The 14,486-nt window shown below is 37.7% G+C and carries 12 protein-coding genes; 9 read left to right on the top strand and 3 right to left on the bottom strand.

The genetic code is table 11. The features are described 5' to 3' along the window. Positions 1-231: 231 nt before the first annotated feature. Entirely contained in the window at positions 232-723 is a 492-nt protein-coding gene (locus tag HHL23_RS16915; protein WP_169235969.1) for a DoxX family protein, read from the bottom strand. Between the two features lie 162 nt (positions 724-885). On the opposite strand from HHL23_RS16915, the gene HHL23_RS16910 reads away from it, so the two are divergent. After that, positions 886-1,584, top strand: a complete 699-nt coding sequence (locus HHL23_RS16910) for a CoA transferase subunit A (RefSeq protein ID WP_169235968.1) — start codon at positions 886-888, stop codon at positions 1,582-1,584. Between the two features lie 184 nt (positions 1,585-1,768). Here the strand turns inward: HHL23_RS16910 and HHL23_RS16905 are convergent, their stop codons facing one another. Then, the gene (locus tag HHL23_RS16905; RefSeq protein ID WP_169235967.1) at positions 1,769-3,574 is read right to left on the bottom strand and encodes an ABC transporter ATP-binding protein; all 1,806 of its coding nucleotides are present in this window, start codon (positions 3,572-3,574) and stop codon (positions 1,769-1,771) included. Positions 3,575-3,864: 290 nt separating this feature from the next. Between HHL23_RS16905 and HHL23_RS16900 the strand changes: the two genes are divergently transcribed. Then, a complete protein-coding gene (locus HHL23_RS16900) occupies positions 3,865-4,518 on the top strand; it encodes a CoA transferase subunit B (protein WP_169235966.1) in 654 nt (217 codons plus the stop codon). A 179-nt stretch (positions 4,519-4,697) separates the two neighbouring features. Here HHL23_RS16900 and HHL23_RS16895 read toward each other — a convergent pair whose 3' ends face one another. Continuing rightward, positions 4,698-5,513 (bottom strand): DUF4197 domain-containing protein, encoded by an 816-nt coding sequence (locus HHL23_RS16895; protein WP_169235965.1) that lies wholly within the window; start codon positions 5,511-5,513, stop codon positions 4,698-4,700. 159 nt (positions 5,514-5,672) lie between these two features. On the opposite strand from HHL23_RS16895, the gene HHL23_RS16890 reads away from it, so the two are divergent. The 7 genes from HHL23_RS16890 to HHL23_RS16860 all read left to right on the top strand — a co-directional run bounded on the left by HHL23_RS16890 (position 5,673) and on the right by HHL23_RS16860 (position 14,056). Continuing rightward, the gene (locus HHL23_RS16890) at positions 5,673-7,883 is read left to right on the top strand and encodes a glycoside hydrolase family 20 protein (RefSeq protein ID WP_228464814.1); all 2,211 of its coding nucleotides are present in this window, start codon (positions 5,673-5,675) and stop codon (positions 7,881-7,883) included. A 197-nt stretch (positions 7,884-8,080) separates the two neighbouring features. After that, complete coding sequence (locus tag HHL23_RS16885; protein WP_169235963.1) at positions 8,081-9,073, top strand: isoaspartyl peptidase/L-asparaginase family protein; 993 nt, start codon at positions 8,081-8,083, stop codon at positions 9,071-9,073. Positions 9,074-9,107: 34 nt separating this feature from the next. Further along, entirely contained in the window at positions 9,108-9,770 is a 663-nt protein-coding gene (locus tag HHL23_RS16880; RefSeq protein ID WP_169235962.1) for a copper homeostasis protein CutC, read from the top strand. Positions 9,771-9,890: 120 nt separating this feature from the next. After that, entirely contained in the window at positions 9,891-10,088 is a 198-nt protein-coding gene (locus HHL23_RS16875; RefSeq protein ID WP_169235961.1) for a hypothetical protein, read from the top strand. 89 nt (positions 10,089-10,177) lie between these two features. Beyond that, entirely contained in the window at positions 10,178-10,564 is a 387-nt protein-coding gene (locus HHL23_RS16870) for a GxxExxY protein (RefSeq protein ID WP_169235960.1), read from the top strand. Beyond that, positions 10,557-13,040, top strand: a complete 2,484-nt coding sequence (locus HHL23_RS16865) for a beta-mannosidase (protein WP_169235959.1) — start codon at positions 10,557-10,559, stop codon at positions 13,038-13,040. The genes HHL23_RS16870 and HHL23_RS16865 overlap by 8 nt, the downstream gene beginning before the upstream one ends. 107 nt (positions 13,041-13,147) lie before the next feature. Then, positions 13,148-14,056 carry an AEC family transporter gene (locus tag HHL23_RS16860; RefSeq protein ID WP_169235958.1) on the top strand — a complete coding sequence of 303 codons (909 nt, stop codon included), beginning with the start codon at positions 13,148-13,150 and terminating at the stop codon, positions 14,054-14,056. The last annotated feature ends 430 nt before the right edge of the window (positions 14,057-14,486 follow it).

The following is a 14,486-nucleotide window of genomic DNA, read 5'->3' as shown; positions in this document are numbered from 1 at the left end:
GATATTGAATAGTTATATGGTGTAGGCTAAGTAGGTCCGGAAACAGCTGTGGACCACTCCTAATAATCTTTTTATAAAATTGTGGTTAGTATTGGTTTTTCGGATCAAAGATAAGTCAATTTACTGAGAAATAAAGTGGATTTAAAACGTAAAAGCTCCGTAAAATCACGGAATTTTTTAGAAAAAATTATTACTAATTGAACCTTACGTAAAATAGGTGTCGATCTGTTTTTAATGTTTAGGAGTTTTACTCTTTTTTATAAATTGATCGATCCCGAAAGCTTTGTATCCATAAAGAGAAAACATGCCCAATAACATGATAAACAGTACTTGTGGAAGAAAAAAGAAATAGGTAAGCCATGTGAAATGATCCATAGGACGGGTACCCACGGAAGGATCAAGAGGAACCAGTTCAGTGGGAATAGAATGTAAATCTTTGGTGACTAACGCAACAAGCATAATGACAATTAATGACAGTGAACTGAACCTGGTTAACAGTCCCAATAATAATAGCAATCCCCAAAACGCTTCATTAAAAGCAACAAAATTAGCCATAAACTGAGGATTGGAGAAGCCTAAACTGCTGATGGTTTTAAGCATATAGCCTTGAAAAACAGGATGGAAAAGCTTGTTGAGGCCCGTGATCAAAAAGAAAAGCCCAATGCTTATTCTACAGATGACATAAAAAAGATCTCCGGTTTTATTGAAAGCATTTTGTTCCATGGTGCAGGTATTACAGATTAAAACTTTTAGGTTTATAAAGGATTTACCTGAACTATGAGGGCAGAATCTGCAAAAAGTCAGAGCAAAATTCAAATAGATTCCAGGGTGCTGTAAATATGAGAAAATTTATTAAATTTAACGGACAGAAAAATCTAATATTTCATGATAGATAAAAGAGTAAAAAATGCAAAGGAAGCCATCGAAGGTATTCAGGATGGAATGACTTTAATGCTGGGCGGATTTGGTCTGTGCGGTATCCCTGAAAACTCAATTAATGCTTTGGTAGAAAGCGATGTGAAAGAGGTAACATGTATTTCAAACAATGCAGGGGTTGATGATTTTGGATTGGGACTGCTGCTTCAGAAAAGACAGATCAAAAAAATGATCTCTTCCTATGTAGGAGAAAATGTGGAATTCGAAAGACAGATGCTGTCAGGAGAACTTGAAGTGGAACTTACACCACAAGGAACTTTAGCAGAAAAATGCAGAGCGGCACAGGCTGGAATTCCTGCTTTCTATACCCCGGCAGGCTACGGAACTGAAATTGCAGAAGGTAAAGAAGTAAAAGATTTTGACGGAAAACCTCACATCCTGGAACACGCATACAAAGCAGATTATTCCATCGTAAAAGCATGGAAAGGAGATCATCTCGGAAACCTGATCTTTAAAGGTTCTGCAAGGAATTTCAATCATCCTATGGCCGGTGCTGCAAAAATTACCATTGCTGAAGTAGAAGAATTGGTAGAACCGGGAGAATTAGATCCTAACGAGATCCATATTCCGGGTATTATGATCCAGAGAATTTTCCAGGGTGAAAAATTTGAAAAGAGAATTGAACAGAGAACAGTGAGAACAAAATAATAAACATTCTATTTTTAACCACAAAAGGTAGAAAAGCTTTATCATTTTATTAAAATGAAAATAGAAGTTCACAGAAGATGAAAATCTTCGACTTTCTTAATTAATCTTTAGGGTTAAAAAGCTTATGTGTCTAAAATAGTAATATAAACAAAAGCGCTGAAAATATTTCAGCGCTTTATTTGTGTTATGCATCCGGTGAAATAAGCATTTTTCTTTCCCCGATTTGTTGTCGCCACATGGCGTAGTACAATCCTTTTTCGGCGATCAAATTATCGTGAGATCCCATTTCTATCACTTGCCCGCGTTCAAGCACATAAATTCGGTCTGCATGCATGATCGTACTTAAACGATGTGCAATAAGTACGGTGATTTGTTCCTTTTCTTTTGAAATGTCTTTAATAGTAGACGTTATTTCTTCTTCAGTAATACTGTCCAAAGCTGAAGTCGCTTCATCAAAAATCAGTAAGTGAGGTTTTCTTAAAAGCGCCCGGGCAATGGCAATTCTTTGCTTTTCTCCACCACTCAGTTTCAGCCCACCTTCACCAATCACAGTTTCTATGCCTTTTTCCGCTCTTTCCAACAATGCCGTACAGCTTGATTTCTGTAAAGCAATTTCCAGATCTGATTCTGTAGCGTTAGGGTTGACAAAAAGAAGATTTTCCCTGATAGTTCCTGCAAAAAGCTGAGTATCCTGTGTGACAAAGCCAATTTGATTTCTCAGTTCATCAAAATCAAATTCTTTTCCATTAATCGTATTGTAAAAAATATTTCCCTCCTGAGGTCTGTACAATCCAACCAGTAATTTTACCAATGTACTTTTTCCCGAACCACTTGGCCCCACAAAAGCAATAGTTTCGCCATTTTTAACATCAAAAGAGATATTATTTAAAGCTTTATATTGAGCAGACTGATGTTTAAAAGAAACGTGTTTAAATTCCAGTTCCTCAATAGCACCAATTTGTTTGGGATGAAGCGGTTTTTCTTCCACCTCTTTTTTCATTAAGTTATCAAAATTAAAAAGAGAAGCTTCTGCCTCACGGTACGAAATGATGATATTCCCGATTTCCTGCATCGGTCCGAAAATGAAAAAACCATAAAACATCAAAGACAGATACTGTCCCGGAGTCACAATATTTTTAAAAATCAAAAGCAATAAGGTCATCGTGATCATCTGTTGAAGAAAATTGACCATCGTTCCCTGAATAAAGCTCAAAGAACGGATGCTTTTCACCTTTCTGAGTTCAAGTCCCAGAATCTTGTACGTATTGTTATTTAAACGGATCACTTCCTGATTGGTTAATCCTAAACTTTTAACAATTTCGATATTCCTTAAACTTTCTGTAGTACTTCCGGCTAAAGCCGTGGTTTCGGAAACAATGCTTTTCTGAATGCTTTTTATTCTTTTACTCAATAAATTGGTGATGAAGGCAATCAGGAAAATCCCGCAGATATACACAGGCATAATTGACCAATGCAGGCGGATAGCATACACAGAAACGAAAATAATACTGACTAAAATTCCAAAGAAGATATTAATAAAGCTGGTAATGAATTTTACAGTATCTTCCCTAACCTTCGTTAAAATCGACAGTGTTTCACCACTCCTTTGATCTTCAAATTCCTGATAAGGCAATGCCATTGAATGTTTCAAGCCGTCTGTAAATATTTTCGCCCCAAATTTTTGAGTGATGACGCTTACCGCATAATCCTGAAAAGCTTTAGCAATTCTGCTTACCATTGCTGTTCCAATAAGTAATCCTAAAAAGTAAAAAACACCATGGTAAATTCCTTCTCCATATAAATATTGGTTCAGATTTCTGGGTAGGAGTTTTTCCTTATCAAAAAAATTAGGATGCGTAACCAGTTTGTCCAGGATATTCCCTGTAATGGCTGGTGCAAATAAAGAAAAAACCTGATTAATGGTTGCCAAAAACAAAGAAAAGGCGATCAACCATTGGTAAGGTTTAAGGTATTTTAAAAGTATTTTCATTCTAATCAATAATGTTGCAAAATTAGAGATATTATTTTGACTTATAATACTATCCTGAGTTCGCGTTAAGAAAATTAATATAATTCGGCTGGAAACGGAGATTAGAAATGACTGTTATCCTTGTCAAGGTTTTAAACCTTGACAAGGATATTTCCTGTATGCTTTGTTTCGGGACGTTATCAGACAAAGGAATGCTTTGTCCAGAAAGCAGAGGGATCTTAATAATTTTCAATAACAAAGCCCTTTTGTATTCAAGTGAAAAGAATTAAATTGCAGTTTAAGTTTTTATTATGCTTACAAAAGAACAAATTGCTAAAAGGATTTCAAAAGAACTGAAAGACCGTTACTATGTAAACCTGGGAATTGGAATCCCTACTTTGGTCGCCAACTACGTTCCAGAAGGTATTTCCGTAGAATTCCAAAGTGAAAACGGAGTTCTAGGTATGGGACCTTTTCCTTTCGAAGGTGAAGAAGATGCAGATGTCATCAATGCTGGAAAACAGACGATCACTATTCTGCCTGGAGGTTCGTTTTTCGACTCAGCCTTCAGTTTCGGGATGATTCGCGGCCAGAAAGTAGATCTTACCATCCTTGGAGCTATGGAAGTTTCAGAGAATGGGGATATCGCCAACTGGAAAATTCCGGGGAAAATGGTAAAAGGAATGGGAGGCGCAATGGACCTGGTAGCTTCCGCAGAAAACATTATCGTTGCCATGATGCACGTGAACAAAGCTGGAGAAAGCAAAATCCTGAAAAAATGCACACTTCCGCTTACTGGCGTTAACTGCGTGAAAAGAGTAGTGACCGAACTGGCGGTGTTAGACGTAACTCCTGAAGGATTCAAATTAGTAGAAAGAGCGCCGGGCGTTTCAGTGGAACATATTGTACAGTCTACAGAAGCAGATCTTATCATAGAGGGAGAAATTCCTGAAATGCAATTCTAATATAATTGAAGATACTTTACGAACGAAGTTCACGAAGCATATCATATAATTTTTGTTTCAAAACATAAAATAAAAAAGGCCGTTTCAGTTTCTGAAACAGCCTTTTTTGTATTTTAATCTCAACTAAATTTTAAACCTCCACTGTGTAAGTCCAATATCTAGTGTCTCATATCTGACATCTATTTCGCATCCTGCGCCCCAAAAACCTTCTGTAAAATAGAAGTCGTTCTCATCGCTGGCGTATTTCTGATGCCGCTTTCTTTGTCTGCCACCATTTTAAAGACACCGTTGATGGTTTCTGTTGTAACATATTCATTAAGATCGGTCGTTACAGACTGCCCCGTAAATGTATTGTATTTGGAGATCAGATTTTTCCACACCGTATCCGCACCTACTTTTCCTAATGAAGCTTTCACTTTTGGCTGGAAGGCAGTAAACAGCTGACTTTGCGTCTTGGTCTGTAAATAATTGGTGGCTGCATTATCTGTGCTTAATAAAATATTTTTAGCATCCGTAATCGTCATGGAAGTAATCGCTTTGGTGAAAATAGGAGCAGCTTCCGTCACTGCATCTTCAGCAGCTCTGTTTAAGAGCTTTACCCCTTCATCAGCCAGACTTCCCATTCCTAGAGAACGAAGTGTGGTATCGATTTTTCTTAATTTTTCAGGCATTAAAATTTTTACCGCTTCATTTTTTAAGAATCCGTCAGTTAAAGCCAATTTCTTTACCCCGTCAGTTACCCCAAGGCTTAAAGCTTCTTTTAATCCCGAAGAAATCTGTGTTGAAGTAAGACTTCCCAGGTTGATAGGAGAAGTTTTGGCTGGAGCTGTCGTTGTGGTAGTCGTTGTTTTGGTTGTAGAACTTTTAGTTTGCGAAGGATTATCAAGATCAACACCTGTTTTAGTTTTCACAGTAGACTTAATGATATCTAAGAGTTGTGCCTGTGAAGAAATTGAAAATAATAATCCTGCGGCTAGTAAAATGTTTTTTCTCATTGTATTTTTTTACAAATTTAGATGTTTTATTATTTAATAAGTTAAATAGGTAAAAGAGTTTTGGAAAATAATTATATTAGCTAAAACCTTAATCATATTCAGATGCGACGTTTTCTCTTTATATTTTCAACTCTTTTTTCCACTTTTTTTAATGCTCAGATGAAACCTAATTTAATTCCTTATCCTCAAAGTTTAACCCTGCAGGAAGGTAAATTTATCATTCCTGAAACCCTGATACTGAACGATAAACTTCCGAAAGAAGAGACAGAGTATTTCAAAAAACGATTGGGTTCTCAGGTTAAATTTCAATCCATCAGCAGTACGGAAAAAGTCCATGTAATGTATATGCAGATTCCACAGCCAAAAATTCCGGTTAATCCTGAAGGGAAGAAAGAAAGTTATTCTATTGACATTTCTCCAAAAGAAATTTTCATAAGTTCAGATACCAAACAGGGCTATTTTCTTGCCCTTCAAACCTTGATTCAGCTATTTGAAGAACATAAAGAAGACGGTGCTATTCCGGCTATGGAAATAAAAGACAGTCCAAAATTTGCCTGGCGCGGAATGCATCTGGATGTTTGCCGCCATTTCTTCAACGTTGATGAGGTTAAACAGTACATCGATTATCTTGCCATGTACAAGCTGAATACTTTCCATTGGCACCTTACGGATGATCAGGGCTGGAGAATTGAAATTAAAAAATATCCGAAACTGACCGGGATTGGTTCAAAACGTAAAGAGTCAATGATTGGAGCTTACGTAGACAATACATTCGACGGAAAACCTTACGGTCCCTATTTTTATACTCAGGAGCAGATCAAAGATGTCGTTAAATATGCTCAGGAGAGACACATCACCGTTATTCCGGAAATTGAAATGCCGGGACATGCTTTAGCCGCTTTAGCCGCATATCCGGAATTGGCCTGCACAAAAGGACCATTTGAATCCGCCACAAAATGGGGTGTTTTTGATGATGTTTTCTGCCCGAAAGAGGAAACATTCACCTTCCTGGAAAACGTTTTGGATGAGGTTATGACATTATTTCCTTCCCAGTACATTCACATTGGTGGTGATGAATGCCCGAAAACAAGATGGAAAGAATGCGCCCACTGCCAGAAACTCATTAAGAAAAATAATCTGAAAGACGAGCATGGCTTGCAAAGCTATTTCATCCACAGAATTGAAAAATATGTCAATAGCCAAGGGAGAAAGATCATCGGCTGGGATGAAATTCTGGAAGGGGGTCTCGCACCAAATGCTGCTGTTATGAGCTGGACAGGCGTAAACGGAGGAATTGAAGCGACAAAATCAGGGCATTTCGCAGTGATGACGCCTGGTGCCTACTGTTATTTTGACCACTATCAGGGAGATCCGCAGTCCGAACCGAATGCTTTCGGAGGTTTTACCCCTTTAGAGAAAGTCTATTCCTATGATCCTGTTCCGGTAGAACTCAACGCAGAACAGGCAAAATATATACTGGGTGTTCAGGCCAATTTGTGGACAGAATATATCACAGATTTTAAGCAGGTGCAATACATGATTTTTCCAAGACTAATGGCGCTTTCCGAAGTGGGATGGGGAACAGCAGACCCTAAAAATTATAAAGAATTTGAAAGCAGAGTAATTGGTCAGTTCAAGGTTTTGGATAAAATGGGAGTCAATTATGCCAGGAGTATTTACAATATCTCCGGAAAGGTTATTCCTGCCAGCAGCGCCATTGCTTATGAACTTACGGTATCACAGGATCCGAAAGGAATCCGATATACAACAGACGGAACAGAACCCTCTCTGAACTCAAAAACTTATCAGGGGCCTGTCAATATTATTAAATCTATGACGGTTAAATCTGTCTATTTTGAGAACGGAAAGCTTAAAAGTGCTGTTTCTTCACAGGAATTTACAGTTTCGAAAACGACAGGAAAAAAAATCACATTAGACCAACAGCCAAGTGAAAACTATTCTTTCGGCGGAGCTTTTACTTTAGTGGACGGAATTATTGGAAATACAAGGCAGCTTGGCAAAACATGGCTTGGCTTTCAGGGAAAAGATGTTGTAGCAACCATTGATCTTGGGCAGAAGACAGGCTTTTCAGAAGTTTATTTTAATACCTTAGAAAACAAAGGAAGCTGGATTCATCTGGCGAAATCTGCACAGATTTTTGTTTCAGACGACGGTCAGAAGTTTAAAATGATCAAAGAAATCGGAAAAGAAGAGATCCAGAGCTCAAAAGGGAAAATAAAATTGAACATAGGAAACCAGAACTCAAGATATATTAAGCTTAAAATAGAAAATGCAGGCATCATTCCTGCCGGAAATCCCGGAGCTGACTCAAAAGCTTGGCTTTTTGTTGATGAAATTGGCGTAAACTAATCTTACAGTTGAATAAACACTATACAAATGATATTCTTTCCTCATAATTTGTCATGCCTGGGTGTATGGCTATTTCAGAGGTAAACTACCTCACTAATTATTAAAAAATAAGAAAAAGACCGCGGACTCGTTACCATGGTCTTTTTTCTTTTCTACTAGCCGGAAAATTGCTAATTTGGAAGCCAAATACATCCCACATGCAAAGTAGACGAAACTTCATTAAAAAAACGGCTGCCGCTTCTCTGGCACTTGCCGTAAATCCACTGGATCTGATGGCTAAAGAACTGCCAGATCACCATAAAATAATAGGGAAACCTATCGTTCTTTCCACCTGGAATTTTGGTCTGAAAGCCAACGAAGAAGCCTGGGCCATTCTGGGAAAAGGAGGAAAAGCGCTTGATGCCGTGGAAAAAGGAGTCCGTCTTGTAGAATTGGATCCCACTGAAAGAAGTGTAGGCTATGGCGGACGTCCGGACAGAGATGGAAGGGTAACCCTTGACGCCTGTATTATGGACGAAAATTATAATATTGGTTCCGTTGCATGTTTAGAGCATGTCAAAAATCCTATTTCTGTGGCAAGAGCCGTGATGGAAAAAACACCGCACGTGATGTTGGTGGGAGATGGAGCGCTTCAGTTTGCATTATCGCAGGGATTTAAAAAAGAAAATCTTCTCACTCCGGAATCAGAAAAAGAGTGGAAAGAATGGCTGAAAACCAGCGAGTACAAGCCTGTTGCTAATATTGAAAATCATGATACTATAGGAATGATTGCTCTTGATGCTCAGGGAAATCTTTCAGGAGCCTGTACCACCAGCGGAATGGCTTTTAAAATGCATGGAAGAGTAGGAGATTCCCCGATCATTGGTGCCGGTTTATTTGTTGACAATGAAGTAGGAGCGGCCACAGCTACCGGCCACGGTGAGGAAGTGATCCGCACAGTAGGAACGCATCTTGTGGTTGAATTGATGAGACAGGGCAGAAATCCTCAGCAAGCCTGCAAAGAAGCGGTTGAAAGAATTGTCAATATTACTAAAAGAAGAAATAAAAACCTTAAAGATATTCAGGTTGGTTTTATTGCTTTGAATAAAAAAGGCGAGTACGGTTCTTATTGTATTCAAGACGGATTTAATTTTGCAGTATATGATCAGAAAGGAAACCGTCTTGAAAAACCGGAATTTGCCCTGAAATAACCATAATTTTCTTACAATCTCAATTAAAAAATAAATGTCAAAAATAGAAATAGCGTGTTTTAATCCTGAATCAGCAATCATAGCTTTTGAAAACGGAGCCGACAGAATAGAATTGTGTGATGGATTAAGCGAAGGAGGAACAACTCCGGATTTTGAAACGGTAAAAAGTATCAGAGCAAAAATAGATATTCCAATCTTTGTGATGATCAGGCTACGAGGAGGAGATTTTACGTATTCAGAAGCAGAATTTGAGCAAATGAAAAGAGATTTGATCTCTTTAAAATCTTTAAATGTTGATGGTTTTGTTTTTGGAATCTTAGACGAAAATGATGAAGTGAATGTAGAACAAAACAAAGCTCTGGTTGAATTGGCAGATCCTTTTCCATGTACCTTTCACCGCGCTTTTGACAGAGCGGCCGATCTTGAAAGCTCGCTGGAAAAAGTAATTGACTGTGGTTTTAAGACCATCCTTACTTCAGGTCAAAAATCTAATGTTTCAGAAGGCAAAGAAAATTTGAAAAAGCTGGTTGAACTTTCCAATGGAAGGATCGAAATCCTGGTTGGAGGCGGTCTCCGGTCAACAAATATTGAAGAGATCAGGGAATGTACAAATGCAGGCTATTTTCATTCTTCAGCAATCACGGATGGAGGAGCTTTTGCCAGTGCAGATGAGGTGGCTGCTTTGAAAAATAAATAAAGCACTTACTTTTTTAACGCAAAGGTTTATTTGGAGAACCGTTCAATTGTGAGGAAGGCAAAGAATTCGACTACGTCGCTGATGAAGCTTTATGGATCAAACGTTCGCTTAATCGAATCAATGCTAATTGATTCTGGCTTTGCAGACTTACAATATGCAGTATTGAAAATAAATCTTTGCGCTAAAATATGTAGAGTGTTTTTCAACGCAAAGGTTTATTTGGAAAATGTTCAGTTTGAGGAGAGCAAAGAATTCGACTACGTCGCTGATGAAGCTTTATGGATCAAACGTTCGCTTAATCGAATCAATGCTAATTGATTCTGGCTTTGCAAACTTAAAATACGAAGTATTCAAATAAAACTTTGCGTTAAAAAATAATAAGTAATCTAATTATAAAACACAAATGAATGACAGAGAACGAACTATCCTATAAAATAATAGGAGCCGTCATAGAGGTTCACAGGAATCTTGGAATCGGATTATTGGAAAACGCCTATGAAATAGCTTTGGCGTATGAATTGAAACAACTGGGAACGGATGTAAAACAACAGATTTCTTTACCTTTAAAGTATAAAGAAATTACTATAGAAAATGCCTATAAAATTGACTTGATCATAGAAGATAAAGTTATCGTTGAAATAAAATCTGTTCTAGAACTGAATCCTGTTTTCTACTCCCAGGTATTGACCTATCTGAAACTCACCAATATTAAATTAGGACTTCTTATCAATTTCAATAGTGAGCTTATCAAATACGGGATTCACAGAATTGTAAACAAACTTATTAATGAATAAATCTATCCTTCTAGCTTTCCTTTTTATCCAAACGATTATGGCTGCACAGATAACAGAACGAAGTTTGTCTTCGGAGAAATGGCAGTTCAAAAACACGAAAGAACAGAACTGGCTGTCTGCAAAAATTCCGGGTACCGTTCATCTTGATCTGATGGACAATAAAATTATTCCGGACCCTTTCAAAGATGAAAATGAAAAAAAAGTACAGTGGGTAGAAAATGAGAATTGGGAATATAAAACCAGTTTTAAAGTATCATCAAAAGAGCTGGGGAATAATCATATTGATCTGATTTTTAATGGTCTTGATACTTTCTCAGAGATCTATCTGAATGGAAAGCTGCTGAAGAAAACAGACAATATGTTCCGGAAATGGGAAATTCCTGTAAAATACTTTCTGAAAGAAGGAGATAACGAACTGAAAATTACATTCAAATCTGTAGTTGAAGAAGGAAAAGAACTGGCCAAGAAAGTTCCGTTTACCATGCCGGAATCGCCCAGGAGTTTTGTGAGAAAAGCTCAATATCAGTTTGGCTGGGATTGGGGACCAAGGCTCGTGACTGCTGGAATAGGGAAAGATATACAGTTGGAATTTTGGAATTTCGCAAAAATTGAGAACGTTAAATACCATCAGCATTTTTCCTCAGAAGTGTTGGACTTTAATTTTGAAATAGAAATTAATGCACAGGAATCCGGAAATTATAGCTTGAAGATTAATCAATTGACCAAGACCATTTCTCTTAAAAAAGGAATGAATACAATTCGTGTTCCTTATGATATGAGTGGGTTCAAACTTTGGCAACCCAACGGATGGGGAGCGGCGAATCTTCATGATTTTAAAATTGAACTTTTTAAAAGTAATAACGCTCTAGACCAAAAGAATATAAAAGTTGGTCTTAGAACGATCGAACTCGTTCAGGAAAAAGATGCAGCTGGAAAATCTTTCTATTTTAAAGTTAATGGAAACCCCTTGTATGCAAAAGGAACAAACTGGATTCCTGCCGACAGTTTTTCACCCAGAACATCCAAAGAAAAATACAGGAAACTGATCAAGGACGCCAAAGACGCCAATATGAATATGATTCGTGTCTGGGGTGGTGGTATCTATGAAGATGATGAATTCTACAAAGCCTGCGACGAAAACGGTATTTTAGTCTGGCAGGATTTTATGTTTGCGGGAAGTTTTTATCCGGCTGACGATGCTTTTTTAAACAATGTAAAAGAAGAAGTAAAAGATCAGGTCAACAGACTTCAGAATCATCCCTCCATTGCTTTGTGGTGTGGAAATAATGAAGTTGATGAAGCCATCGTTAACTGGGGATATCAGAAGCAGTTCAAATATTCAAAAGATGATTCCCTGCAGGTTTGGAAAGATTATAAAAAGCTGTTTCATGAAGTGATTCCAAATGCATTACAGGAAAGCCTGACTCCGGATAAAAATATCTACTGGCCAAGTTCGCCGTCTATTGGTTGGGGACATAAAGAAAGCCTCACAGAAGGAGATTCTCATTATTGGGGTGTCTGGTGGGGAGAGCAGCCTTTTGAAATCTATAATGAAAAAGTAGGCCGATTCATGTCCGAATATGGTTTTCAGGGAATGCCGAGTCTGGAAGCTGTGAAATCTATGTTTTCCGGAACCCCGGATCTGAATCTTCAGAATCCTACGGTCAAAGCTCACGAAAAGCATGGACGGGGTTGGGAGATCATCAATGAGTATATCAAGAGAGATTATAAGCTTCCCATGGATTTTGTGAAATACAATTACATTTCTCAATTGCTGCAGGCCCGTGGAATGAGAATTGCTGTTGAGGCTCATCGCCGGGCAAAACCCTATAATATGGGAACCTTATACTGGCAACTGAACGACTGTTGGCCGGTCGTTTCTTGGTCTTCCATTGATTATTTAGGGAACTGGAAGGCGCTTCAATATCAAATGAAAAGAAGCTTTGAGCAACAGGTTATTTTGACTGAAGAAAAAGAGGGGATGCTAAATTTCTATGCCATTAACGATGGATTGAAGAATTTTAATGGTGTTAATGTAGAGATTAAAACAATAAGTTTTGACGGAAAGGTTTTAAAAGAAACCAAAGCAACTTCAAAAGAAAAAACGTTGGGAAGTATTCTGAAATTTGATCCGGTTGAAATTAAAAGTTTAATAGCTGAACCTGATAAAAGTAAAGTCTTTTTACAGCTTACTCTAAGAGATGAGAAGGGAAAAATCATTGCTGTCAATCATCATTTCTTTTCCAGGCCTAAAGATTTGCAATTGACAAAACCGAATATTAAGATTAAAAGAAGCGCAACAGATGAGATTGAAATTTCCACAGATGTGTTAGCAAAAGATGTTTATCTGATAGGAGATACTCACTGTAGTGATAATTTCTTTGACCTCCTTCCGAATACTTCAAAAAAGATCAAACTTTCAAAACCTGCGGAAAACATACAAGTCATGAGCCTTTGGGATACCATGCAAGATTAAAATACAAATACAAAAAATTAACCTTTCAGCTTAGCATATAAAAAGGCTGATTTTTCTACTTCCAACTAAAAAATCAACCGTAACTTCGTATTATATTTTAAAATAGTATGGTAAATTTTGTTCTGATTGCAGTGTGTATTATCGCAGGAATGGTATTCAAAGCAACAAAATCTATCCATCCCGATGCTCATAAAGGGATCAACACTTGGATTCTTTATCTTGCGCTGCCCGCAGTGTCTTTTAAATACCTGCCGAAAGTTAAATGGACAACAGAAATGCTGTTCCCGATTGCAGCTACTTTTCTTATCTCTGTTTTCTGTTTCTTCTTTATGATGTTTTACAGCAAAAGCAAAGGCTACTCAAGGCGTTCCAGAAGTACATTGGAACTGACGAGCGGGTATAGCAATACTTCATTTATAGGTTTTCCGCTGATCAGTGCATTTTATGGCGAAAGTCTTTTAAGCATTGCCATTATTTGTGATCAGACCATGTTTTTTGCACTTTCCACGCTAGGAATCATTGCAGCGGTGAAAGGCGGAAGCAGATCCGGAAAAATAAGCGCTTTATTTATTCTGAAAAGACTGATTACCTTTCCACCCTTAGTAGGATGTATCGCAGCATTGGTATTATCGCAGTTTATTGATTTCACGCCGGCAGAACCGTTTTTTGATAAACTGGCCGCCACGGTAAGTCCATTGGCATTATTCTCAGTAGGGCTCCAGTTGAAATTCAACGGATGGAAAAAATTGATTCCACAGATGTCTGCTTCCATGTTATATAAATTGATCTTAGCTCCGGCTATTGTTTTGGGATTGGCACTGCTTCTCAATATAAAAGGAGATGTGGCAAAAATTACTGTGTTTGAAGCCGCAATGCCTACCGTGGTCACCTCAAGTATTATTGCAGAACAGTTCAGACTCAATACCAAGCTTACCAATCTCATCATCGGTTTCAGTATTATTGTAGGATTCCTCACTTCTGCGGGTTGGTATCACATCACCGAATGGCTTTTCTAAAATTAATCCTCTACAGATAGAATACTGTCATTCATAGCGAAGAAAAGGTTAATTTTAAAACCTTAAACAAAGAGAAAAATCAATGAGCATTTCTTTGATTAAACGAATATTTTATCCATACATCTTCATCATCGGCGCAGCCGAACCCTTTGCCTTCCTTAAAATCAAAAGCTCCAAATATCAGACTTTGCGTTAAAAAACTGCATCGTATTACATTTGAAATAACCTCTCGCGGATTGTTAGCAACATATTAATGTCCAGATTTTGTAAACAAGACAATTGTATTCAATAGGAACGGGCTTTAGCCCAATGTCATTAAGTTAGTAAAATATCACAAGCTATCCTTTTGATTTTTAGAGACTATGGGTTTAGCTCTTGCTCTATATTTACCTATATTTCTTTTGTTTGATCTCTGAGGTCTTATAGGAAT

It is taken from the genome of Chryseobacterium antibioticum (assembly GCF_012927325.1).
In the GTDB taxonomy this organism is placed as follows: domain Bacteria; phylum Bacteroidota; class Bacteroidia; order Flavobacteriales; family Weeksellaceae; genus Chryseobacterium; species Chryseobacterium antibioticum.
Note: the sequence above shows the minus strand (reverse complement) of the source record. Positions and strands in the feature narration are given on the sequence as shown.

Excerpts from the sequence above, each read along its gene's own strand:
- HHL23_RS16875 (WP_169235961.1), top strand. The coding sequence starts at position 9,891 with ATGCTAATTGATTCTGGCTTTGCAGACTTACAATATGCAGTATTGAAA.
- HHL23_RS16890 (WP_228464814.1), top strand. The coding sequence starts at position 5,673 with ATGAAACCTAATTTAATTCCTTATCCTCAAAGTTTAACCCTGCAGGAA.
- HHL23_RS16860 (WP_169235958.1), top strand. The coding sequence starts at position 13,148 with ATGGTAAATTTTGTTCTGATTGCAGTGTGTATTATCGCAGGAATGGTA.
- HHL23_RS16910 (WP_169235968.1), top strand. The coding sequence starts at position 886 with ATGATAGATAAAAGAGTAAAAAATGCAAAGGAAGCCATCGAAGGTATT.
- HHL23_RS16885 (WP_169235963.1), top strand. The coding sequence starts at position 8,081 with ATGCAAAGTAGACGAAACTTCATTAAAAAAACGGCTGCCGCTTCTCTG.
- HHL23_RS16880 (WP_169235962.1), top strand. The coding sequence starts at position 9,108 with ATGTCAAAAATAGAAATAGCGTGTTTTAATCCTGAATCAGCAATCATA.
- HHL23_RS16900 (WP_169235966.1), top strand. The coding sequence starts at position 3,865 with ATGCTTACAAAAGAACAAATTGCTAAAAGGATTTCAAAAGAACTGAAA.
- HHL23_RS16895 (WP_169235965.1), bottom strand. The coding sequence starts at position 5,513 with ATGAGAAAAAACATTTTACTAGCCGCAGGATTATTATTTTCAATTTCT.
- HHL23_RS16870 (WP_169235960.1), top strand. The coding sequence starts at position 10,178 with ATGACAGAGAACGAACTATCCTATAAAATAATAGGAGCCGTCATAGAG.
- HHL23_RS16865 (WP_169235959.1), top strand. The coding sequence starts at position 10,557 with ATGAATAAATCTATCCTTCTAGCTTTCCTTTTTATCCAAACGATTATG.
- HHL23_RS16905 (WP_169235967.1), bottom strand. The coding sequence starts at position 3,574 with ATGAAAATACTTTTAAAATACCTTAAACCTTACCAATGGTTGATCGCC.
- HHL23_RS16915 (WP_169235969.1), bottom strand. The coding sequence starts at position 723 with ATGGAACAAAATGCTTTCAATAAAACCGGAGATCTTTTTTATGTCATC.